We start from the raw sequence: 22,491 nt of genomic DNA, 5'->3' as shown, positions 1-22,491 counted from the left end.
TGTGCCGGGCACCGCCGACCAACTCTACCGATCGAGTTTGCACAGGTCAAAAAACCGATTCACCAGGTCGACGCGGGGTGAACGCGTGGTGAACCGGGCGCGTGGATCGGGCCGAATCCCCAGCGGAATCCGACCCGATCGCATTCCGCGACTATGGAGTGTTCCACCAGGTGACCACCGACGGCCAGGCCTTCGGATTGGAGGTCTGGTAGCCGAGGTACGCGCCGATCGCGGCGCCGACACCGGCCCCGATCCAGCCGAACACGATGAAGCCGATGAGACCGCCGACCAGCGTCGACACCGGGGTGTTCCCGGTCCAGCCCTTGTTCAGCTCGGTCCACATCATGTCGTAGCGCTGCGCCTTGCTAATGCGCTTGGCCCGCGGCTTGGACTGCTGCTTCTTGGCGGCGGTGGTGGCCGCGCGATCGAGCACCGCCCGGTACTGCGGACTGACGACCGGAGTCAGCGTGGCGGTGGTGCCGTCCGCACTGACCGCCGAGCGCAGCGGCACCCGGAATCCGTCCATGGTCCCGACGAGCGGCATCGCGTCGACGACCTTGCCGTTCTTGCTGACGACCTGCAGTTCGGTGCCGGCCGCGTTCGGCACGAACAGTCCGTCGCGCAGTTTGGCGACGACGCTCTGGTGATCGGCGGAGAATCCGGCCGTCACGAACGTCGTGGTTCCCTTCGCCGGCGCGGCCTGCGCATTGGCGAACGGCAGGACGAGCGCGAACGCGGTGAGCGTCGCGATCGCCAGCAGAACACTGCGAATGTGTTTCATTGACCCCAACTTCAGCTGAAATGTGACTGTCCTCGGCACAGTTGCTGAGAGACGGCTGAAGATTAACGTCTCGGTCCGACAAAGTTCGCAAGCGGCTGGTCGATTACCGGATCCTCCCTAGTACTGAGTCCCGGTAACCCGTCACTCCGACGACTGCGGCAACTTCACCTTCGAGGCTCCCCGCTTCGCCGGGTTCGACGGCGGCGGCACCATCGGCCCGATGTCGCCATCGGGCGCCTCATCGAGGTCGACGATCACCGGCGCGTGATCGCTCGGCTTGGTGCCCTTGCGCGCCTTGCGGTCCACCCACGCCGCCTGCGCGCGGGCGGCCACGTCGCCGCCGGCCAGGATCAGATCGATCCGCATGCCCAGATCCTTGTGGAACATTCCGGCACGGTAGTCCCAATAGCTGAACACGCGGTCATCCGGCCAGCGGTCGCGCACGACGTCGTGCAGGCCCAGCGATTCCAGGCCGGCGAGTGCGGCCCGCTCGGGCTCGGTGACGTGCGTGTGACCGACGTAGGCGGCGGGATCGAAGACGTCGGCGTCGGTGGGTGCGATGTTCATGTCGCCGCAGAGCATGGTGTTCGCCGCAAGATCCGCGCCGACACCGGCGGACACGGTATCCCGCAGGCGCGCAAGCCATTCCAGCTTGTAGCGGTAGTGGTCGGAGTCCGGCTCGCGCCCGTTGGGCACGTAGAGCGAGTAGATCCGGATACCGCCGCACTGCGCCGAGACCGCCCGCGCCTCGGCCGGCGCGTCGGGGTCGGGGTAGCCGGGTGCTCCGTCGAAGCCGCGCTGCACGTCGTCGAGACCGACCCGCGACAGCAGCGCGACCCCGTTCCATTGTCCTTGTCCGACATGGGCGATCTCGTAGCCACGTTCGGCCAGGTCGACACCCAGCGCCTCGTCGAAGGCGGCGTCGGAGAGCTTGGTCTCCTGCAGGCAGACCACGTCCGGCTGCCGTTCGTCGAGCCACGGCAACAGCCGCGGGATCCGCTGCTTGACGGAGTTCACGTTCCAGGTCGCGACACGCATGGGTGCCACCGTATCGGCCGGACGCGATCTTGCTCACAGCCGATCCTGAGGTGGCGTGACAGAATCGCCGCCATGTCCGACCGCCGCTGGTGGGCACGCCTGGCCCGACTCGGCATCGCCGCGCTCGGCGTGGCCGCCCTCGTGACCCTTCCACTCCAGCAGTTCGACGATCCGGGCTTCAGTCTCGGCAACTTCTTCAGCTACTTCACGATCCTGTCGAATGCGGTGGCCGTCGTCGTACTGCTGGTCGGGGCGATCGCCGCACCAACCGGCGCAGCCTGGCAATGGGTGCGAGGCGCGACGACCACCGCGATGGTGATCACCGCCATCGTCTACGCATTGCTGCTGTCCGGGATCGATGTCAACCTGCACATCGACTGGGTGAACGGTGTCTTGCACCGCGTCGTGCCGCTGTATCTCCTCGTTGACTGGGCGGTGTTCCGGCCGCGCCGGCTCCCCCGCCGCAGCTGGTTGTCGTGGCTGACCGTCCCACTGGTCTACGGCGTCTACACGCTCATTCGGGGGCCGATCGTCAACTGGTATCCGTACCCGTTCCTCGACCCTCGCGCTCAGGGATACCTCGAGATGACACTGTCGGTGGTGATGGTGTTCGCCGGGATGGCCGCACTCGCAGGCGGGGTGTTTTGGTTGGGGACGCGGCGCGCGGCCTGACGAGTTGCCTGGCCACGACGACTGCCCCGATGTCCTGGTGGGGACTCGGGGTAGTCGTGGTTCGTGGGGTTGTCAGGTGGCTGGTCGCATCGTGGCTGGGTCGTATCGGGTGACCGACCAGCGGCAGGCGATCAGTTTCGGCACGCGGCGGCGTTCGGGTGGTGGCCTCGTGTCGTGGGTGCCGCGGGGTGTGGGTCCGCGTGGGGCTTGGGTGAGGCGTTCCCCGCGTCGGTAGGCGGCCAGGGCTTCGGCGAGGTCGTGGCTGCGGTTGATCCGTAGTGGGTTGGGTGCGATGGTGTCCTCGCCGTTCAGCACCCAGGCGGCGCGTCCGGCATCGGGGCCGTCGGACACCATGTGGGTGGTGAACTGTCCGCGTTTGTGCCCGACCATCCGATTGTGTTTCGGACATGCCGGGGCGAGGTCGATGATGTCGGTCCACCCACCCTGGGCCCAATCCTTCTGCGCATGGTGGGCTTCGGTGGTCGCGAACGGCTGATCGCAGTCCGGGGCGGAGCAGCCGCCGTCGGCGGCGAACAGCGCGAACCGTTGCGACCGGTTGGCCTGCCCCAGATACAGCACCTCGGTACGGTGACCCTCGAACACCGCCAAGTGTTGCTGGGCTTTCGCGGCCAAGTCGATCACGTCACTGATCGGCACGACGGCACCGCTGGTGGTCTCGCCGACCCCCGCTTGTTCACGTAGTGCTTCTTCGGTGACCTTGATGATCAGATGCGGCGGCAACCCGCGGTGACTCGTGCCGAGCAGGCCTCCGTCGAGCACCGCCTGCAGAAGGGCTTTCAATGCGTCGTGATTGCGTTGCGACTGCGACCGCAGATCCCGGCGAGCGGCCTCCCGCAGGACTTCGTCGTCCACGTCATCGGCACTGCCGCGGGGTGAGTCCGGATGGTCCGGGTCATTCATCCCGGGAGCGGCCCAAGCGGCGATCACCACATCAAGCATCGCCCGCGTCAACGGGTCCAGCGTGGCCGAGAGTTTGCTCATCAACTGCGCGTCCTGGCCGCGCAGGTTCAACCCTCGTTGGCGGGCGCGGTCGGCGTCATCGGTGACGGTGCCATCGGGGTCGAGGTGGGCCAGGATGCGGGCACCGAGTTTCTCGATGCCGGCCGGTCCGTGGTCGCGGGCGAAGTCGGCCATCATCGCCTCGGCGCGGGTCTTTTCGTCGGCGGAGACTTTGGCGGGGATGCGGTCGAGGGTGTCCAGCGCGGCGTGGATGTGGTCGGGGCCGATCGCCCCTTCCGCAGCGGCCTGGGCGAGGGTGGGGCATTGGGGGTCGAGGAGATCGCCGGAGAGCGCATGGAACTGCAGCAACGCTTTCATGTGATCTTGACGGCGTTTCGGGTCGGTGATCCGTAGTCGGGCGGTCATGAAGTTCGACAGGGTCCGATGCCCCAACCTGCGGTGCGCGTCACGATCGGACACGTCCCCGACCCGCCGCAACCCGATCGGATACAACCGTCGGGTGGCATGCTCATGCATCTCCGCGGCACGAACCACGTCGGCATCGGAGGCGGGAGTGGTGTCGAGCGCGGCGATCCGGTCGATCGCAGCGTGCAACGCGGCGTAGGCGGCGGTCACCTCCGCCTCTGGAGGTGGCACCCCCCGGCACCTCATTCTCGAACACGTGTTCGATTCTAGCTGCTGCCGGTGTGCCCCACAAGAGGCATTTCGAGCGCGTGAATCCTTCACACCACGCCCGATCTGTGCCATGGTGTGTGACCATCGACACTTCCCTCTCTGATATCGACCGCGCCCCGCAACGATCCGTCATCGCACAATCGTGGCGGCGTTCGGCGCTCGCCGGGGTCTCCCCCGACGATCCGACGCCGAGCACGCTGGTGGACATCGCGTCGGCCGATCCTCTCCTCGATGCCGCACGCCCGGTCCTCGACGATGCCGCCGCCCGTCTCGCCGACACCCACACGTCACTGCTGCTCGTCGACCATGAATGCCGAATGGTCACCCGGGTCGCGTTCGGCAGCACCGTGGAACGCCGACTCGACGAGCTCGGCGCCAGCCCCGGCGCCGCGTTCGGGGAAGACGTCGTGGGCACCACAGCCCTCGGTACGCCGGTCGAGACCCGCGGCGGGATCGCGATCAACGGCAGCGAGCACTACCTCGAGCAGTTCAAGTCGCTCAGTTGCTTCGGCCAGCCGATCGTCCACCCCGCGACCCGACGCCTCGCCGGCATACTCTGCATGACCGAGGTCTCCGACCAGGTGAATCCACTCGCGGTGCCGTTCGTCAACGGGATCGTCGCCGACATCGCCGACCGACTTCTCGACCGCTCCCGCGCCCATCAACGTCGGGTGCTCGACGCGTTCCAGCGCGCCGCACCACGCCGCGACATCGCCGTCGCCGCGCTCGGCGACGACCTGCAGCTCACCAATGCCCTTGCCGCCGAACTGCTCTCCACCACGGACATCGGCACCCTACGCATGGTGGCCGCCGATCCCGGTCTGCGGGAGTCGACGCTGCCGCTGACCCTGGTCTCCGGGGTCGACGTCGACATGCGGGTCGAACCGGTGGCCGGGGTGCGAGGGGCAGCGCTGTTCTGGCTGCGGCCGATCGAGACGCCCTCGCCGACCACGACATTCACCGCTGCACCCCCCGCGACGGCCCCGGCAAGCATCGCGATCACCGGTGAGCCGGGCACAGGTCGCAGCACGCGGGCCCGCGCGGCCGTCGATCATGCCGAACCCGTCGTCGTCGATGTCGCCGATGAGCTGATCGCGGGCACGGTTCCGGACATCCCCGCACTGGTGTCGCAGGGACGACGCGAGCATCGTCCGACGATCGTGGACGGCGCCGACCTCCTGGACGAGAAGTCGCTCACGCTACTCGGGCGGGCGGCCACCCAGGCCACGTCGGGCGCACCGATCGTGGTCGTGACCGGGCCCCGCGAACAGGCCGGATCGACGCTCGCCGCGCTGCTCGCGCGCTGCGCCACCCGTGTCGATCTCGTCCCGCTGCGGCACCGCACCTCCGAACTCGCGGCACTCGCCGCCACGACCTTGACCGATTTCGACGCCGACCTGGCGCTGTCGGGTCAGGCGACCGACGCGTTGATGTGTCAGGACTGGCCGGGCAATCTCACCGAGTTGGGCTCGGTGCTGCGTCGCGCCGCCGACGCATGCCGCGCGCGTGCGGCACGGGTGGTCGAGCCCGGCGACCTGCCCGAGGGCTACCGCACCACCAGCCGCGCCGCACATCTGTCCGGACGCGAGCAGGCCGAACGCACGGCGATCGTCGATGCCCTCGATCGCGCCGGCGGCAACAAGGTGCATGCCGCGCGGGAACTCGGGATCAGCCGCACCACCTTGTACGCGCGGATGCGCGCACTCGGGGTGTAGAACTCTGGTTCAGGCGGCGTGCAAGGTCTGCCGCGCGAGGGCGGTGATCAGGTCGGTCTGCGTCACGATGCCCACCAGGATCTCACCGTCGAGCACCGGGATCGCGTCGTAGCCGCTGTCCGACAGCATCGGTAACAACGCTGCGATCGGCGTTCCGGTGGACGCGACCGGCAGGTCGACCGCCATCAGTTCGTCGGCGCGGATGCCGGCGCCCGGCCGGCGCGAGGGACGTTCGACGAGTGATCGCCACGCCCGACCGGGAGGCGGCAGCCGGTCGACGAGATGCAGTTGGAACACCACCCCGAGGTAGCGATAGCCGGCCGCGACGACCGGCAGAGACGTGAAGCCGTGCGCGCGGAACAGTGCGGCGAGTTCGGTGATGGTGGTCTCGGCACGCACGGTGATCAGGTCGCGCGACATGATGTCGGCGGCGGTCAGTGGGCCGGTCAGGTGCGTGGCGGCCTGCATCTCGGCGGCGCCGACGAGTCGGGCGAGGTCGGCGACGCCGAGGTTCAGCGACTGTTGATAGCGCTCGAGGATGCCGGTCAGTTCGTCCTCGGACAGCCCGAGACGTTCGGCCGGCGGCGGAGCGGCGTCGAACTGCCGGAACGGGTAGCGACGGCCGGTCAGTCGCGCGTAGACGATGGCCAGTGCGACCAACAGCACGGTGCCGACGGCCACGGGTGCGAGAGCGAATCGAAAACCCAAGGCGTGGATGGCTTCTGGGCTCAGCGCGGCGGTGAGGGCGACGGCCCCGGCCGGTGGGTGCACCGCGTGGCACAGGATCATCGCGGCAACCGCCAGCCCGACGGCGAGCGCAACCCGCAGCACTGGCTCATCGATGAGGATGGTGACCGCGACACCTACCAGGGCGGCGACGGTGTTACCGACAACCGCCGGCCACGGTTGCGCGAGCGGACTGTTGGGCGCGGCGAACACGAGAACTGTCGTCGCACCGAACGGCGCGATCATGTACAGACCGAGCTGCAGGTCGACGCCCGAACACATCAAGACCATCCCGACGACCGCCAGGCCAAGTGCGGCCCCGAGGCCGGCCCGGATCGCTTCTCGCGGCGACACCGCGGAGTGCGCCGGTCCCAGACCGCGCAGGGCGGCACGCACCTGCGGCGATAGACGTGCGGTCATGATGCTCCTCTTGCGCGAGACGGCCGACAGACGTGATGCGGCCGAGGGACATCGTAGCGACGTGCCCTCCCCCCGGGTAAGGCGAGCCTCACTCGGTGTTCACCCGGGTGTTCAGATTCTGGACACGGCGGGCGCGGCGATCAATGGCAGAAATGAAGCAGGTCACATTTATGACCCAGATCACTCGGACACGAGTCCGGGTGCCACTGCCCGACCAGGAGGTTGTCCATGACCGCCGTCGCCACCGACCTACTCCCCAAGGTCCGCGACTTCATCTCCCGCGACCGTCAGATGCTCATCGGAGGTGAATGGGTGTGGGCGTCGTCCGGTCGCACCTTCGAGACCATCGACCCCGCCACCGCGCGTCCCATCACCTCGGTCGCCCACGGCGACGCCACCGACATCGACCGGGCCGTCGCCGCCGCCCGACAGGCCTTCGACGACGGACCGTGGACCCGGATGAAGCCGAACGAGCGCGAACGACTGCTGTGGAAGGTCGGCGACCTGCTCACCGAACGCGCCGCCGAGTTCGGCCAACTCGAGGCCATCGACAACGGCAAGGCCGCAACCATCGCGACCGCCGTCGACACGTCGTGGTCGGCCGACATCTTCCGCTACAACGCGGGCCTGGCCACCAAGATCACCGGCTCCACCGTCGACGTGTCCATGCCCTTCGTCCCCGGTGGTGAGTTCCACGCCTACACGCTGCGCGAGCCGGTCGGCGTGTGCGGCCTGATCGTGCCGTGGAACTTCCCGCTCTTGATGGCGGCGTTCAAGCTGGCCCCCGCGCTCGCCGCCGGCAACACCGTCATCCTCAAGCCCGCCGAGCAGACCCCGCTCACCGCTCTGCTGCTCGGCGAGATCTTCCAGGAAGCCGGGTTCCCGCCCGGCGTGGTCAACATCGTCACCGGCTACGGCGAGGCGGGCGCGGCCCTCGCCGCCCACGACGACGTCGACAAGATCGCTTTTACCGGCTCTACCGAGGTCGGTAAGAAGATCGTCGAGGCCGCCAAGGGCAACCTGAAGAAGGTGTCGCTGGAGCTCGGCGGCAAGAGCCCCAACATCGTGTTCGCCGACGCCGACTTCGAGAAGGCGGTCGCCGGATCGGTGGCGGCGTGGATGTTCAACCACGGCCAGTGCTGCGTCGCCGGTACCCGACTCTTCGTCGAACGCCCCATCTTCGACGACTTCACCGCTGCCGTCGCCGAGGCGGCGTCGCAGGCCAAGATCGGACCGGGACTGGATCCGACCACCGAGCTCGGTCCGCTGGTATCGCAGGAACAGTTCGATCGCGTCTCCGGCTACCTGTCGGCCGGTATCGCCGACGGCGCCCGCGCGCTGACCGGCGGAAAGCGTTGGGGCGACGAGGGTTTCTTCATCGAGCCGACAGTGTTCGTCGACGTCGAGCCGCACTTCTCCATCGTGAGTGAGGAGATCTTCGGCCCGGTCGTCGCCGCGCTGCCGTTCGACGCCGACACCGGAGTCGCTGCGGCCGCGAATGATTCGATCTACGGTCTGGCCGCCGGTATCTGGACCCAGGACCTGTCCAAGGCGCACAAGACCGCTCGCCAGATCAAGGCCGGGTCGGTCTGGGTCAACCAGTACAACGGCTTCGACACCGCGATGCCCTTCGGCGGCTACAAGCAGTCCGGCTGGGGACGCGAACTCGGGTCGTCGGCGATCGACCTGTACACGCAGACCAAAGCCGTCAACATCGCCCTCTGACTTCTCCCCCATCACACATCAAGGAGCACAACACATGTCGATGACCACCAAGGCCGCCGTCCTCACCGCGCCGGGCAAGCCGTTCGAGATCGTCGAACTCGACCTCGACGAGCCCCGCGAGGGAGAGGTCCTGATCAAGTACACCGCTGCCGGACTGTGCCATTCGGACCTGCACCTCACCGACGGCGACCTCCCGCCGCGCTATCCCATCGTCGGCGGCCACGAGGGCTCCGGCATCATCGAGGCCATCGGCGCCGGCGTGACCAAGGTCAAGCCCGGCGACCACGTCGTCTGCAGTTTCATCCCCAACTGCGGCACGTGCCGCTACTGTTCGACCGGACGCCAGAACCTGTGCGACATGGGCGCCACCATCCTCGAGGGCTCCATGCCCGACGGAACATTCCGATTCCATTCCGGCAAGGATGATTTCGGTGCCATGTGCATGCTCGGCACCTTCGCCGAACGCGCCACCATCTCCCAGCACTCGGTGGTCAAGGTCGACGACTGGCTGCCCCTGGACAAGGCGGTGCTCGTCGGCTGCGGCGTCCCCTCCGGTTGGGGCACCTCGGTCTATGCCGGTGGGGTGCGTGCCGGTGACACCGTGGTCATCTACGGCATCGGCGGCCTGGGCATCAACGCGGTGCAGGGTGCGGTGTCCGCGGGCGCCAAGCATGTCGTCGTCGTCGATCCGGTGGCGTTCAAACGGGACACCGCAATCAAATTCGGTGCGACGCACGCTTTCGCCGATCCGGCTGAGGCTGCGGCGAAGGTCAACGAACTCACCTGGGGCCAGGGTGCCGATCAGGCACTGATCCTCGTCGGTACCGTCGATGTCGAGGTCGTGCAGAACGCGACCGCAATCGTCGGCAAGGGCGGCGTGGTGGTGATCACCGGTCTGGCGGATCCGACGAAACTGACCGTGCAGCTGTCGGGGACCGACCTCGTGCTGAACCAGAAGACGGTCAAGGGCACGCTGTTCGGCTCGGCCAACCCGCAGTACGACATCGTCCGACTGCTGCGGCTCTACGATGCCGGCCAGCTCAAGCTCGACGAGCTGATCACGCAGACCTACACCCTCGATCAGGTCAACGAGGGCTATCAGGATCTGCGGGACGGCAAGAACATTCGCGGTGTGATCATCCACGACAGCTGATCCTTCTCGCGAGAAGCCCGGTCTGGGCGCGGAGTGCTCCCCCTGCCCCGCGCCCAGACCGTTCCACCTACCCCGCCCAAGCGAAGTGGACGTTCTCCGCTGATCGAGTAAGCCCGGCGACGAAGGAGCCGAGCGCATCGAGATCCACCCAACCGGAATCAAGGAGGGCAACGATGCCCAGTCTGTCCGTCCCAGGTGCCGAACTGCATTACGACAGCGCCGGTTCCGGCCCTCCCCTGGTTCTCGTGCACGGCTCTGCCACCGATTCGACGACGTGGACACCGGTCGTCAATGACCTCGCTGCGCATCATCGCGTGATCACTTACGACCGACGGGGTTACGGTCGCTGCACCCAGGATCCGGTGCGCGATCACCGGATTCACGCCGACGATCTGCGGGCGCTGCTGACCCGGGTCGTCGGCGAGCCGGCCCACGTCGTCGGCTGGAGCGCCGGCGGCAACGTCGCATTGGCGACGGCGGTGAACCATCCCGCACTGTTCTCCGGGCTGTGCATCGTCGAGGCACCGTTCCACGGTATTCGGCACGCTGATCGTGGAGTGATGTCGGTTGCGCTGCGACTCAAGCTCTTACAGGCCCTCGGCCGGCGCACGGGCGCAGCCGAGGTCTTTCTCCGGTGGGCGTCGGGATTGCGCTCGGGCGGCAACTCGTTCGATCGTCTCGAACCGGACCTGCGCGAAGGTCTCCTCGCCTACGCCGACAACATCCTGGCCGAATGGGATCCACATCCCTACGGCATCATGGTCGAGCACGTATCGGCCGCCGCGGTTGCCGACCTCGACATCCCGATCACCTGGGTGCTCGGCTCCGAAAGCCTGCCCTGGCTGCACGGACTACAGGCCAGGGTCGCCGACGCCCGGCCCGACATGGTCACCGTGGTGGTGCCGGGTGCCGGTCATCTCGTGCACCACGACGCACCGCAAGAGTTCGTTCGCGCCGTCCGCAGCACCGTGTCCGCGGCCTGATCACACGCTCCGGCGCGGGCCTCAGCCGCGCACGATGTGGAAGTCGTAGGCCGACTCGGCGTGCTGTCCGTCGTCGATGCCGTCCATCTCGTGCTGCCGGTCGGCGCGAATCCCGATGGTGTGCTTGAGTGCCAGCCCGATGACGGCGGTCACCGCAAGCGCGTAGGCGAGCACGACGAGCACCGCGACCGCCTGCCGCCACAGCTGATCGAGCCCACCGCCGTAGAACAGGCCGTCGACGCCCGCGGGTGCCGACGAGCTCGCGACCAGACCGATCATCAGCATCCCGACGACGCCACTGACGAAGTGCACACCCACGACGTCGAGCGAATCGTCGTATCCCCAACGGAACTTCAGCTCGATGGCGTACGACGCGACGGCCCCGGCCACCGCGCCGATCGCGAGTGCGCCGATCGGCGTCACCGACGAACAGGACGGGGTGATCGCGACCAGGCCGGCGACCACGCCCGAGGCGGCACCGAAGGAGGTCGGCCTGCCGTGCCGGACGCGTTCCACGATGAGCCACCCGACCATCGACATCGCCCCGGCGCCAATCGTATTGGCGGCGATGAGCGCGGCGGCACCGTTGGCGGCCAGCGTCGAGCCGGCGTTGAACCCGAACCAGCCGAACCAGAGCAGTCCGGCCCCGAGCATCACGAACGGCAGATTGTGTGGGCGCATCGGATCTTTCGGCCAGCCCCGTCGTCGTCCGAGGAGCAGTGCGACGACGAGCGCCGATGCGCCCGAGTTGATCTCCACGACGGTGCCGCCGGCGAAGTCGATGGCCTTGAGATGCGACGCGATCCACCCGCCGTGTTCGGCGGTCAGGCCCGGCGTGCTGAATACCCAGTGCGCCACCGGGACATACACCAGCAGGGTCCACAGGCCCGCGAAAATAAGCCAGGACGTGAACTTCATGCGGTCGGCGACGGCACCCGCGATGAGCGCGACGGTGACCATCGCGAAGCCCGCCTGGAACACCACGAACAGGATGGCCGGGATGTTCGCGACCAGCGGCATCCCATCGGTGTCGGTGCCACCAGGTCCGAAATGTCCGAAAAGTCCTTTCAGGCCAGGGAAACTGGTGAGGTTGCCGATGACGCCGCCATGGTCGGGACCGAACGCCAGTGAGTAGCCGACGACCGCCCAGACGATCCACACGACGGGTATCGCCGACAGACACATCATCATCATGTTGAGCACGCTCTTGGAGCGGACCATGCCGCCGTAGAACAGTCCGAGCGCCGGTGTCATCAGCAACACCAGCGCGAATGCCGCCAACAGCCACGCGGTGTCGGCGCCGTTCGGGGTGCCAAGGCTCGGGAACATGTGGTCTCCTCGATCGATCACCGGCCACACCCGCGTGGCCGGTAGGCCACTATCGAATCATGGACCGACCGATCCCGCCGAGATCAGCTCCTCGTCGTATCGCCGTCGAGTCGTCGCTCGCGGCAGTCAGCGCACCATCACATTCCACACACCGGCCAACCACGGCACCGACAGCATGACCACCGCAGCGATATTCAGCCATCGATGATCGCGCAGAATCGCGGCGTACTCCCGCAGTTCGGCGTTCGGCACGAAGTACGACGCCGTCGGCGCGCCGGTACTGAAGCCGTCGAGGGAGACCTGGCGCATCAGGGTGGCCGCGCGGAAGGCGTGATAGTTGCTGGTGACAACGGCGACGGGTCCGTCGATGCCGCGCTCGCGGAGGAGTTGCGCCGAGTAGCGCAGGTTCTCGGCGGTATCGGTGGACCGGTCCTCGCGGATCACTCGATCCGGTTCCGCCCCGTGGTCGATCGCGTAATCCGCCATGGCCGCGGCCTCCGAGCGCCGTTCGTCGCTGCCGCGCCCACCCGAGCACACAAGCACGGGCCGCCGCCCGGTTCGGATTGCGAAGTCGTACAGTTCCATACCCCGATCCAGTCGGCCGGCGAGGAGCGGCCCGACCGTGCACCCGTCAATGAGACCGGCGCCGAGGACGATGACCGCGCCGACAGGTTCACGCTTCGCTCGGCGCCGTCCCCACCAGCCGTACAGATACGACCACAAGACGACCACCGCGAGCACAAAGCCGAGGTACGCGGCGGGGAGCCCAACCGCCGCGAGAAGCAGCAGCAGCGTATTGCTCGGCCCGGGTTCGAACCAACCGATCACGATGCCCACAACGACGGCGATCACGTAGCCGAAGATGGCGGCGCCCAGCACCAACGACAGCATGGTGGCGGGGCGTCGGCCTTCTCGTCGGATCATCTCGAACCCGTTGCCGAGGAGATAGACCCCGAGGGCGGTCATCGCCAGCAGTCCGCACACTCCGAGCACCAGGAGGACCACCGCACCCGTCTTCGTGCTGTTGTCGGCGGCGATCTCGACGATCAGTCCGGTGATGCCGAGAATCGCTGTCAGCAGGGCCGCGCCCAGGTAGACACCCGGCCGCAGCCGTCGCGGTTCCCGCCACGCGGTGATCACCGCGCTGAGCGCGAAGACGAGGGTCAGCAGGAAGAGCGACACGACTCCATGCTGCCAGGTCGGGCGGTCAGTGGTCCGGCGCCAGGGCCGCCGCCACCAGGTCCGTCCAGGTGTCGACGACCTGCGCCCGGCGTTTGGAGTCGTCACTCAGGGTGTCGGCCAGACCCAGTCCGCGGGCAAAGTCGAGGGTGGCCTGCGCGATGCGATGGGTCTGCGGGTATCGACCCTCGGGGTCCAGGGCGGCAACCGTCATCTGGTGTGCCGCATGGGCGAACTTGCTCTCCATCGGCAGGATCAGTTCGCGCAGTGCGGAATCCGACGCGGCGGCGGCCCACACCTGCAGCGACGCCTTGAATGCAGTGCCAGTGTAGAGTTCGACGGCCCGGTCGATGGCAGCGCGGATACGGTCGGGTCCGTCCGGCAGCGCCCGCATCTTGCTCGATGCGCTGACGGTCATGTCGTCGAAGATCTGCTCGAGCACTGCGGTGATCAGCGCTTCCCGGGTGGGAAAATGATGTTGTGCCGCACCGCGGGACACCCCGGCTCGTTCGGCGACGGCAGCGACGGTGGCTGCGGCCCAGCCATTTTCGGCCAATGCCTCGGCTGCCGATCGCAGGAGGCGTTCCCGGGTCAGCCGTGACCGCTCCTGCTGCGGGGCTCGCGGCGGGGTGGAGCGCGCTCCGGTCGTCATGTCGGGTCCGCGGTGAGGTCCCAGGGCGGACGAGTCTTGCCGAGGAAGGCTGTCATGCCTTGGCGCGCTTCGTCGGAGGCGAACAGCGCCGCCGATTCGTCGGCGCGCTGCTGCGCATGCTCCTCGAACTCCGCGAGGAGTACGGCGGTGGTGAGCGCCTTTGACGCCGCCAACCCCTGTGGCGATGCTCGACGCAGTCCCGCGACGATGGTGTCGACGCCGGAATCGAGCCCTTCGGCAGTGGCGAATGATTCGGTGATCAGACCGGTGCTGACGGCCGTTGGTGCGTCGAACGTCTCGCCCGACAGGAAGTAGCGACCGACCGCCCGCGCGGTCATCTTGGGCAGCAGCACCAGCGAGATCACCGACGGCGACAGCCCGAGTCGGGATTCGGTGAGCGCGAACGTACATGCCGGGCCGGCCAGTGCGATGTCGGCGGCGCCCACCAAGCCGAAGCCGCCGGCGCGTACGTGGCCGTCGATCTTGGCGATGACCGGCTTGGGGAGTTCCAGGATGGTGCGGATGACGTCGAGCATCGCGCCCGTCCCCTGGGCCGACGCCTCCTCCACGGAGGCTCCCCGCGCCAGCGCCTCACTGAGATCTGCTCCGGCACAGAATGTTCCGCCGGCGTGGGTGAGGACCACAGCACGCGCCTCGCTGTTGTCCCGGGCATGCCGTAGGCCTGCCAGCAGTTGCTCGACGAGCGCGCTGCTCAGCGCGTTGCGGTTCGTCGGCGAATCCAGGGTGAGGGTGAGGATGCCGCCGTCAATCGACGAGTGGACGACTTCGGTCATCGCGTTCTCCCGTTATCTCAGTACGACTTGGGCAGGCCGAGGCTGGTCTGCGCGACGAAGTTGAGGATCATCTCCCGGCTCACGGGCGCGATGCGCGCGATGCGCGCCAGGCTCAGCATCGGGGCGAGTCCGTATTCGCTGGTGAGTCCGTTGCCGCCCATGGAGTGCACGGCGTGGTCGACGATCTTGACGCAGGCCTCGGCGGCCGCATATTTGGCCATGTTGGCGGGTTCGGCGGCGCCCCAGTCGTCGCCGGCGTCATACAGGGTGGCCGCCTTCTGCATCATCAGCTTGGCCAGTTCGAGTTCGATCTTGCCTTGTGCCAATGGATGTGCGATCGCCTGGTGCGCGCCGATCGGGGTCTTCCACACGGTGCGGTCGGTGACGTACTCGACGGCCCGATCCAGCGCGTAGCGACCCATGCCGACCGCCGACGCAGCACCCATGATGCGTTCCGGGTTGAGTCCCGCGAAGAGCTGGCTGATGGCGGCGTCCTCGGAGCCGACGAGCGCGTCGGCGGGCAGCCGCACGTCGTCGAGGAAGAGCAGGAACTGCTTCTCCGGGTTCTGCAGTTCCATCTGGATCTGCTTGTACTCGAAGTTCGGTGCGTCCGTGGGCACGATGAACAACGACGGTTTGAGGCGGCCGGTCTTGGCGTCCTCGGTGCGGGCGACGATCAACACGGCTTGCGCCTGGTCGACGCCGGAGATGTAGATCTTGCGGCCGCCCAGGATCCAGTCCGATCCGTCGCGGCGGGCGGTGGTGGTGATGTTGTGCGAGTTGGAGCCTGCGTCGGGTTCGGTGATGCCGAAGGCCATGGTGATCGAGCCGTCGACGAGGCCGGGCAGCCACCGCTGTTTCTGCTCGTCGGTGCCGAATCGGGCGATGACGTTGCCGCAGATGGCCGGTGACACCACCAGCATCAGGAGGCTGGTGCCGGCCGCCGCGAGTTCCTCCATCACGATGGACAGCTCGTACATGCCGGCACCACCGCCGCCGAACTCCTCGGGCAGGTTCACTCCGATGAAGCCGAGTTTGCCTGCTTCGGTCCACAACTCGTCGGTCTTGCGGCCTTCGCGGGCGCATTCGCGGAAGTACTCGGCGCCGTACTTGTTGCCTAGTGCGGCGACCGACGCGCGCAGGTCGGTGCGTTCGGGGGATTCGACGAACGGGTTGGTCTCGGTCATCCGGCTTTCTCCTCTGATTCTTCGTCGCTGATCACGGCGAGCACGTCGCCGACGGAAAGTTGTTGTCCGGCTTCCACGGACAGGCTCGCGACGATACCGTCGGCGGGTGCGGCGACGGTGTGTTCCATCTTCATCGCCTCGAGCCAGAGCAGCGGCTGTCCCGCGGTGACGCGATCCCCTTCGGCGACCGCGATCCGGATGACCGAGCCGGGCATCGGCGCAAGGAGCGAGCCTGGTCGTTGCACCGAGGCCGGATCGATGAAGCGCGGCACTCGCCGCAGCGCCACCGACGTTCCCGGGCCCTCGACGAAGACGAGGTCGTCGTGGTGGGACACGCTCAGTGTTCTGCGTACCCCGCGGACGTCGAGGATCGCCGCCGACGCGGTGACCTCGATGACCGAAACGTCCTCGGCATCCGGAAGTTCCACCGCATCACGCCGCCGCCGGTACCGCACCTCGAGTTCCTCGTCGCGGTGGGTGTCGACGTAGCGTTTGACCTGGAAGCCGGACGCAAGGTTACGCCAGCCGCTGGGCAGTCCCGCCTGCACGCGGGCGGCGTCGCGACCGGCGGCTGCGTCGGTCAGTGCGGCGGCGATCGCGGCGTGGCGCCGGTCGTCATCGTCGGCCAGTGGTGTCGCCAGCACGTCCAGGCCGACCGTGTCGATGAACGCGGTGTCGGTGTCCCCGGACCGGAACTGGCTGCTGCGCAGCGTGTTCACCAGCATGTCGCGATTGGTCACCGGGCCGTGCAGCCGCGCGTCGGACAGCGCGCGGGCGAGCATGGCGGCGGCGCGTGCCCGGTTGGGTGCCCAGCTGATGACCTTCGCCAGCATCGGGTCGTAGTAGGTCGAGATCTCGCTGCCGTCGGTGATGCCGGAGTCGACTCGAATGCCGGGCCGGTCCAGCGGCCCGAACGTGACGTCGGCCGGTAGTTCGATGGCGTGCACGGTGCCCGACTGCGGTTGCCAGTCGGCGGCCGGGTCCTCGGCGTAGAGCCGCACCTCGATGGCGTGTCCTCGGCTGCACGGCAGCTCGGGATCGAGGTGCTCCCCCATCGCCACCCGCAGTTGCCACTCCACCAGGTCCAGGCCGGTGGTGAGTTCGGTGACCGGATGTTCCACCTGCAGGCGGGTATTGGTCTCCAGGAAGTAGAACCGGCCGCCGGCGTCGGCGAGGAACTCGACGGTACCGGCGCCGGCGTAGCCGATGGCCTCGGCGGCGCGGCGGGCAGCGGTGAACAGTCGCTCCCGCAGATCGCCGCCGAGCCGTTCGACGAGCGGTGCCGGGGCTTCTTCGATCACCTTCTGGTGGCGCCGCTGGATGGAGCATTCGCGTTCCCCGACGGCCCACACCGCGCCGTGGGTGTCGGCCATGATCTGCACCTCGATGTGGTGACCGCGCTCGACGTAGGGTTCGCAGAACACGGTGGGATCGCCGAACGCCGATTCCGCTTCGCGCGCAGCGCCGGTCACCGCCTCGTCGAGATCGTTGAGGGTCCGCACGATGCGCATACCGCGCCCGCCGCCGCCGGCCGACGCCTTGATCAGCAGCGGCAGGTCGTCGGTGGTGACTGCCGCGGGGTCGATGTTGCCGAGCACGGGGACCCCAGCGTCGGCCATCAGTTTCTTGGCGTTCACCTTGGAACCCATCGCGGTGATCGCCGTCGGCGGCGGTCCGATCCAGGTGAGACCGGCGTCGAGCACCGCTTGCGCGAATTCCGCGTTCTCTGAGAGGAATCCGTAGCCGGGATGGATCGCGTCGGCACCGGCGGACCGCGCCGCGTCGATGATGAGGTCGCCGCGCAGGTAGGTCTCAGCGGACGTCGAGCCTGGCAGCCGGACCGCGGTGTCGGCGAACGTGACGTGCGGTGCGTGGGCGTCGGGATCGGAAAAGACTGCGACGGTGCGTAATCCCATGGACTGTGCAGTGGTGAAGACGCGGCAGGCGATCTCGCCGCGATTGGCCACGAGTACTGAAGTGATCATGTCCCGCCTCACATCCGGAAGACGCCGAAGTTGGTGCTGCCCTCGACGGGCGCACTGTGAATCGACGACAGACACAGTCCGAGAATCGTTCTCGTGTCACGCGGGTCGATGACCCCGTCGTCGTAGAGCATGCCGGACAGGAACGCCGGGACCGACTCCGCTTCGATCTGGGATTCGACCATCGCGCGCATCGCGGTATCGGCGGATTCGTCGACGGTGCCGCCGCGGGCTTCGGTGGCGGCCCGGTTGACGATGGAGATGACGCCGGCGAGCTGCGCAGCGCCCATCACCGCGGATTTCGCACTGGGCCAGGCGAATAGGAACCGCGGATCGTAGGCGCGGCCACACATGCCGTAGTGGCCGGCACCGTAACTGGCGCCCATCAGGATGGAGATGTGCGGCACCGTCGAATTGGAGACCGCGTTGATCATCATCGCACCGTGTTTGATGATGCCGTTCTGCTCGTACTCCTTGCCCACCATGTAGCCGGTGGTGTTGTGCAGGAACAGCAGTGGCGTGTTGCTGCGGTTGGCGAGCTGGATGAACTGGGTGGCCTTCTGGGATTCCTGGCTGAACAGGACGCCCTGCGCGTTGGCCAGGATGCCGATCGGGTAGCCGTGGATGCGGGCCCACCCGGTGCACAGCGAACTGCCGTACTCGGGTTTGAACTCGTCGAAGTCGCTGTCGTCGACGATGCGGGCGATCACATCGCGGGGATTGAACGGGATCTTCAGGTCCGACGGGACGATGCCGAGCAGTTCTTCGGGATCATAGCGGGGCGCAACGGGTTCGGACACCGGACCGGGTCCCTGTTTGCGCCAATTGAGGCGGGAGACGATACGTCGGCCGATGCGGACGGCGTCCTGCTCGTCGGCGGCATAGTAGTCGGCCAGTCCGGACTGGCGGGCGTGCATCTGTGCGCCGCCGAGGGATTCGTCGTCGCTGTCCTCGCCGGTCGCCATCTTCACCAGCGGCGGACCGCCGAGGAATACCTTGGACTGGTTCTCGATCATCACCACGTGATCGCTCATGCCGGGCACGTAGGCGCCACCAGCGGTGGAGTTGCCGAACACCAGGGCGATCGTGGGGATGCCCGCGGCCGACAACCGGGTGAGGTCGCGGAACATGCGTCCGCCGGGGACGAACACCTCCTTCTGGGTGGGGAGGTCGGCGCCGCCGGATTCCACCAGGGAGATCACCGGCAGGCGGTTGGCGAAGGCGATGTCGTTGGTGCGCAGAATCTTCCGCAGCGTCCACGGGTTGGAGGTGCCGCCCTTGACGGTGGGATCGTTGGCGACGATGACGCATTCGACGCCCTCGACGACACCGATGCCGGTGACGACCGAGGCGCCGACCTGGAAGTCGGAGCCGTAGGCGGCCAGTGGGCAGAGTTCCAGGAAGGCGGAATCCTCGTCGACCAGCAGCTCGATGCGTTCGCGGGCAGTCATCTTGCCGCGCTTGCGATGTCGGGCGACATACTTCTCGCCGCCGCCTGCGAGTGCCTTGTCGAACTCGGACTGCAGCTCGATCAGCTTGTCGGACATGACGCTTTCCGCGGCGCGGTAGTCCTCGCCGGCCGGGTCGAGCGTGGAGCGGATCACGGTCATTGCTGGTACCCCAATCGTTTTGCCGCCAGTCCGGTGAGGATTTCGGTGGTGCCGCCTCCGATGCCGAGGATCCGCATGTCGCGGTACTGGCGTTCCACCTCGGTGCCGGTCATGTAGCCGAGGCCGCCGAAGAGTTGAACGGCCTTGTCGGCCACCCATTCGCCGGTCTCGACGGCGGTGTTCTTGGCGAAACACACCTCGGCGATGAGGTCGTCGTCGGAGCTGACCTTTCGTTCGACCAGGGCGCGTGTGTAGGTACGGGCGATGTCGATCTTTCGGGCCATCTCGGTGATGGTGTCCTGCACGGACTGTCGGGCGATGAGCGGTTTGCCGAAGGTCTGGCGGTCGCGGACCCAGTCGAGGGTGAGGTCGTGGCAGCGCTGCGCGCTGGCGTACGCCTGCACCGCGAGGCCGGAGCGTTCGGTGACGAAGGCGGTCGCGATCTGCGCGAAACCCGAGTTCTCCTCGCCCACGAGGTTGGTGACCGGCACCCGGACGTCGACGAAGGACAGTTCGGCGGTATCCGAACTGCGCCAGCCCATCTTGTCGAGTTTGCGGGTGACGGTGAAGCCGGGTGTGTCCTTGTCGATGATGAGTAGGGAGACCCCGGAGGCGCCCGGCCCGCCGGTGCGGACGGCGGTGACCACGAAGTCGGCGCGCACCGCGGAGGTGATGTAGGTCTTGGCGCCGTTGACCACGTAGTGCTCGCCGTCGCGGACCGCTGCGGTGCGCAGGTGTCCGACGTCGCTGCCACCGTCGGGTTCGGTGATGGCGAGGCTGCCGATCTTCTCTCCCGCCAGAGTGGGACGCACGTACCGGTCGATCTGCTCGGTGTCGCCGGCCGCGATGATGTGCGGCAGAGCGATGCCGTGGGTGAACAGCGAGGCGAACACGCCGCCTGCGGCACCGGCGTAGTGGAACTCCTCGCCGAGGATCGACGAGTCGATCAGGTCACCGCCGGAGCCACCGAACTCTTCGGGGACACCGAGGCCGAAGAGCCCGAGTTTGGCTGCCTCGCGGTGCAGTTCGCGGGGTAGCAGGCCGTCGCGTTCCCACTCGTCCTGGTATGGGAGAACATGTCGGTCGACGAACCCCCGGATCGCCGAACGCAATTCGCGGCGTTCGGGGGTGTCCCAGATAGGGCTGGTGATGGGCACGGATCAGTCTCCTGCGGTGAAGGTGAGCGGGATGGGGACGGGGCGAGAACGAAGCCATTCGCCCATGCCCTTGGCTTGCGGGTCGAAGCGGACGTTGTCGGAGACGCCACGGCCGAGGACTCCCTCGATGACGAAGTTGACGGCGTTGAGGTTCGGTAGTCGGTAGCGGCGCACGGTGAGGTCGGCGACTTCCGGCAGCAGTTCCTTGAGCAGGGTGGTGTCCAGGGTGCGGTCGAGCCAGTCGAAGTGATCCGGATTGGGCACCCACACACCGATATTCGCCGCACCTCCCTTGTCGCCGCTGCGGGCGCCGGCCACCGTTCCCAGCGGGAGCAACGACGTCGGCCCCCAGTTCGGCGACGGGTCGTCGGCGTCGTCGGGTTGGGCGTGGTTGACGGTGTCCTCGGGCACCTCGGTGCGCAGCGGGCTCGGCTCGATGATCTCGACGACCCCGGTATGCAGCGCGACGCGATGCTCGACGGCCGCGGCGTCGACGTAGCCCGGCTCGAACACCCCGTACGGAGTGCCGTTGCCGGGTGGGGTGGTCGCGAAGAACCCGGGGTAGGACGCGAGGGCGAGTTCGACTGCGGCCGCGGAGAAGACACGTCCCACCTTCTTCGCATCGGGATCGCGGACCACGCACCGCAGCAGCGCACTCGCCTGTTCCTCGGTCGTCCCATCGGCCCGGTCGAGGCGGGAGAGCTCCCAGGTGATCTCGGCCGGTTCGGTCGGCAGGGCGGCGAGGAACTGCTCCTTGAACAGGTCGGCCTTGGCCTCGATGTCAAGGCCCGTCAGCACCATGGTCATCTCGTTCCGCACGCCCGCAAGGTGATTCAGCGACACCTTGGTGGTCGACGGTGGTGCTTCACCGGCGACGCCGGTGATGGCCACGCGGTCGGCGCCGTCCTGGTGCAGCGTGATCGTGTCGAGCCGGGTGGTGACATCGGGGCCCAGGTAGCGCGGTCCGCCGATCTCGTAAAGGAGTTGCGCGGTAACCGTACCGACGGTGACCGCGCCACCGGTGTTCGCGTGCTTGGTGATCACCGACGCCCCGTCGGCGGAGATCTCGGCGATCGGGAAACCGAGGTGACCCATCTGGGGGAGTTCGGTGAAGAAGGAGTAGTTGCCGCCGGTGGCCTGCGCCCCGCACTCGATGATGTGGCCGGCCACGATGGCGCCGGCCAGTGCGTCGAGATCGTCGTATTTCCAACCGAATTCGCTGGCCGCGGGCCCGACGGTCAACGACGCGTCGGTGACTCGTCCGGTGACGACGATCTCCGCGCCGGCGTCGAGCGCGCTCTTGATGCCGAAGCCGCCGAGGTAGGCGTTCGCGGTCAGCGGCTCGCCGAGGCCGAGTTCGGTTGCGCGGTCACCGAGGTCGTCGCCGTCGACAAAAGCGATGTCGGCTTCGAGGCCGAGCTTCTCGGTGAGCTCGCGGAGTGCGACCGTGAGGCCGTGCGGATTGAGTCCGCCGGCATTGGTGACGATGCGGACCCCCTTGTCGAGTGCGAGACCGAGGCAATCCTCCATCTGACGCAGAAAGGTCTTGGCGTACCCCGTCTTCGGGTCCTTCATGCGGTCCCGGCCGAGGATGAGCATGGTGAGTTCGGCGAGATAGTCGCCGGTCAGATAGTCGAGGTCGCCGCCCTCGAGCATTTCGCGCATGGCCGAGAAGCGGTCGCCGTAGAAACCCGACGCATTACCGATCCGGACGATCTTCTTCTGGGTCATG

General features: G+C 67.5%; 18 protein-coding genes. 5 read left to right on the top strand and 13 right to left on the bottom strand.

What is annotated here, in order from left to right:
• Positions 1-151 precede the first annotated feature (151 nt).
• A complete protein-coding gene (locus AAFP30_RS17045) occupies positions 152-781 on the bottom strand; it encodes a hypothetical protein (RefSeq protein WP_419231155.1) in 630 nt (209 codons plus the stop codon).
• A 141-nt stretch (positions 782-922) separates the two neighbouring features.
• Complete coding sequence (locus tag AAFP30_RS17040) at positions 923-1,819, bottom strand: exodeoxyribonuclease III (RefSeq protein WP_419231154.1); 897 nt, start codon at positions 1,817-1,819, stop codon at positions 923-925.
• Between the two features lie 72 nt (positions 1,820-1,891).
• Between AAFP30_RS17040 and AAFP30_RS17035 the strand changes: the two genes are divergently transcribed.
• Positions 1,892-2,491: a Pr6Pr family membrane protein gene (locus AAFP30_RS17035; RefSeq protein ID WP_419231153.1), complete on the top strand. Its 600-nt coding sequence runs from the start codon at positions 1,892-1,894 to the stop codon at positions 2,489-2,491.
• 72 nt (positions 2,492-2,563) lie between these two features.
• Here AAFP30_RS17035 and AAFP30_RS17030 read toward each other — a convergent pair whose 3' ends face one another.
• Complete coding sequence (locus AAFP30_RS17030) at positions 2,564-4,108, bottom strand: DUF222 domain-containing protein (RefSeq protein ID WP_419231152.1); 1,545 nt, start codon at positions 4,106-4,108, stop codon at positions 2,564-2,566.
• A gap of 116 nt (positions 4,109-4,224) precedes the next feature.
• Between AAFP30_RS17030 and AAFP30_RS17025 the strand changes: the two genes are divergently transcribed.
• A complete protein-coding gene (locus AAFP30_RS17025) occupies positions 4,225-5,862 on the top strand; it encodes a sigma-54-dependent Fis family transcriptional regulator (protein ID WP_419231151.1) in 1,638 nt (545 codons plus the stop codon).
• A 9-nt stretch (positions 5,863-5,871) separates the two neighbouring features.
• On the opposite strand, the gene AAFP30_RS17020 is transcribed toward AAFP30_RS17025, so the two are convergent.
• Positions 5,872-7,008, bottom strand: a complete 1,137-nt coding sequence (locus tag AAFP30_RS17020; protein WP_419231150.1) for an HPP family protein — start codon at positions 7,006-7,008, stop codon at positions 5,872-5,874.
• A gap of 228 nt (positions 7,009-7,236) precedes the next feature.
• Here AAFP30_RS17020 and AAFP30_RS17015 point away from each other — a divergent pair, with 228 nt between their 5' ends.
• The 3 genes from AAFP30_RS17015 to AAFP30_RS17005 all read left to right on the top strand — a co-directional run bounded on the left by AAFP30_RS17015 (position 7,237) and on the right by AAFP30_RS17005 (position 10,869).
• Positions 7,237-8,733: an aldehyde dehydrogenase family protein gene (locus tag AAFP30_RS17015; protein WP_419231149.1), complete on the top strand. Its 1,497-nt coding sequence runs from the start codon at positions 7,237-7,239 to the stop codon at positions 8,731-8,733.
• Positions 8,734-8,767: 34 nt separating this feature from the next.
• Positions 8,768-9,886 carry an NDMA-dependent alcohol dehydrogenase gene (locus tag AAFP30_RS17010; RefSeq protein WP_419231148.1) on the top strand — a complete coding sequence of 373 codons (1,119 nt, stop codon included), beginning with the start codon at positions 8,768-8,770 and terminating at the stop codon, positions 9,884-9,886.
• 173 nt (positions 9,887-10,059) lie between these two features.
• Positions 10,060-10,869: an alpha/beta fold hydrolase gene (locus tag AAFP30_RS17005; protein WP_419231147.1), complete on the top strand. Its 810-nt coding sequence runs from the start codon at positions 10,060-10,062 to the stop codon at positions 10,867-10,869.
• Positions 10,870-10,890: 21 nt separating this feature from the next.
• Here the strand turns inward: AAFP30_RS17005 and AAFP30_RS17000 are convergent, their stop codons facing one another.
• The 9 genes from AAFP30_RS17000 to AAFP30_RS16960 form a co-directional block, all read right to left on the bottom strand.
• The gene (locus AAFP30_RS17000; protein ID WP_419231146.1) at positions 10,891-12,198 is read right to left on the bottom strand and encodes an ammonium transporter; all 1,308 of its coding nucleotides are present in this window, start codon (positions 12,196-12,198) and stop codon (positions 10,891-10,893) included.
• A 126-nt stretch (positions 12,199-12,324) separates the two neighbouring features.
• On the bottom strand, positions 12,325-13,380 hold the full coding sequence (locus AAFP30_RS16995; protein ID WP_419231145.1) for a YdcF family protein: 1,056 nt from the start codon (positions 13,378-13,380) through the stop codon (positions 12,325-12,327).
• A 25-nt stretch (positions 13,381-13,405) separates the two neighbouring features.
• Positions 13,406-14,029 (bottom strand): TetR/AcrR family transcriptional regulator, encoded by a 624-nt coding sequence (locus AAFP30_RS16990; RefSeq protein WP_419231144.1) that lies wholly within the window; start codon positions 14,027-14,029, stop codon positions 13,406-13,408.
• Positions 14,026-14,823, bottom strand: a complete 798-nt coding sequence (locus AAFP30_RS16985; protein WP_419231143.1) for an enoyl-CoA hydratase family protein — start codon at positions 14,821-14,823, stop codon at positions 14,026-14,028. The genes AAFP30_RS16990 and AAFP30_RS16985 overlap by 4 nt, the downstream gene beginning before the upstream one ends.
• 17 nt (positions 14,824-14,840) lie before the next feature.
• The gene (locus AAFP30_RS16980) at positions 14,841-16,010 is read right to left on the bottom strand and encodes an acyl-CoA dehydrogenase family protein (RefSeq protein WP_419231142.1); all 1,170 of its coding nucleotides are present in this window, start codon (positions 16,008-16,010) and stop codon (positions 14,841-14,843) included.
• Positions 16,007-17,995, bottom strand: coding sequence for a biotin carboxylase N-terminal domain-containing protein (locus AAFP30_RS16975; RefSeq protein WP_419231141.1), 1,989 nt, complete (start codon positions 17,993-17,995; stop codon positions 16,007-16,009). The genes AAFP30_RS16980 and AAFP30_RS16975 overlap by 4 nt, the downstream gene beginning before the upstream one ends.
• Before the next feature lie 8 nt (positions 17,996-18,003).
• Entirely contained in the window at positions 18,004-19,602 is a 1,599-nt protein-coding gene (locus AAFP30_RS16970; protein WP_419231140.1) for an acyl-CoA carboxylase subunit beta, read from the bottom strand.
• Entirely contained in the window at positions 19,599-20,759 is a 1,161-nt protein-coding gene (locus tag AAFP30_RS16965; RefSeq protein ID WP_419231139.1) for an acyl-CoA dehydrogenase family protein, read from the bottom strand. Before AAFP30_RS16965 ends, AAFP30_RS16970 begins: the two co-directional genes overlap by 4 nt.
• A 3-nt stretch (positions 20,760-20,762) precedes the next feature.
• Positions 20,763-22,490, bottom strand: a complete 1,728-nt coding sequence (locus AAFP30_RS16960) for an acyclic terpene utilization AtuA family protein (RefSeq protein ID WP_419231138.1) — start codon at positions 22,488-22,490, stop codon at positions 20,763-20,765.
• Between the last annotated feature and the right edge of the window lies 1 nt (position 22,491).

This window comes from Gordonia sp. CPCC 205515 (genome assembly GCF_048537925.1).
Taxonomy (GTDB): Bacteria; Actinomycetota; Actinomycetes; order Mycobacteriales; family Mycobacteriaceae; genus Gordonia.
The sequence above is the reverse complement of the archived record's forward strand: the minus strand, read 5'-3'. Positions and strand labels throughout refer to the sequence as shown.

Bases quoted from the DNA above. Each gene is read 5' to 3' on its own strand.
- AAFP30_RS17045 (WP_419231155.1), bottom strand. From the start codon at position 781: ATGAAACACATTCGCAGTGTTCTGCTGGCGATCGCGACGCTCACCGCG.
- AAFP30_RS17040 (WP_419231154.1), bottom strand. From the start codon at position 1,819: ATGCGTGTCGCGACCTGGAACGTGAACTCCGTCAAGCAGCGGATCCCG.
- AAFP30_RS17035 (WP_419231153.1), top strand. From the start codon at position 1,892: ATGTCCGACCGCCGCTGGTGGGCACGCCTGGCCCGACTCGGCATCGCC.
- AAFP30_RS17020 (WP_419231150.1), bottom strand. From the start codon at position 7,008: ATGACCGCACGTCTATCGCCGCAGGTGCGTGCCGCCCTGCGCGGTCTG.
- AAFP30_RS17015 (WP_419231149.1), top strand. From the start codon at position 7,237: ATGACCGCCGTCGCCACCGACCTACTCCCCAAGGTCCGCGACTTCATC.
- AAFP30_RS17010 (WP_419231148.1), top strand. From the start codon at position 8,768: ATGTCGATGACCACCAAGGCCGCCGTCCTCACCGCGCCGGGCAAGCCG.
- AAFP30_RS17005 (WP_419231147.1), top strand. From the start codon at position 10,060: ATGCCCAGTCTGTCCGTCCCAGGTGCCGAACTGCATTACGACAGCGCC.
- AAFP30_RS17000 (WP_419231146.1), bottom strand. From the start codon at position 12,198: ATGTTCCCGAGCCTTGGCACCCCGAACGGCGCCGACACCGCGTGGCTG.
- AAFP30_RS16990 (WP_419231144.1), bottom strand. From the start codon at position 14,029: ATGACGACCGGAGCGCGCTCCACCCCGCCGCGAGCCCCGCAGCAGGAG.
- AAFP30_RS16985 (WP_419231143.1), bottom strand. From the start codon at position 14,823: ATGACCGAAGTCGTCCACTCGTCGATTGACGGCGGCATCCTCACCCTC.
- AAFP30_RS16980 (WP_419231142.1), bottom strand. From the start codon at position 16,010: ATGACCGAGACCAACCCGTTCGTCGAATCCCCCGAACGCACCGACCTG.
- AAFP30_RS16975 (WP_419231141.1), bottom strand. From the start codon at position 17,995: ATGATCACTTCAGTACTCGTGGCCAATCGCGGCGAGATCGCCTGCCGC.
- AAFP30_RS16970 (WP_419231140.1), bottom strand. From the start codon at position 19,602: ATGACCGTGATCCGCTCCACGCTCGACCCGGCCGGCGAGGACTACCGC.
- AAFP30_RS16960 (WP_419231138.1), bottom strand. From the start codon at position 22,490: ATGACCCAGAAGAAGATCGTCCGGATCGGTAATGCGTCGGGTTTCTAC.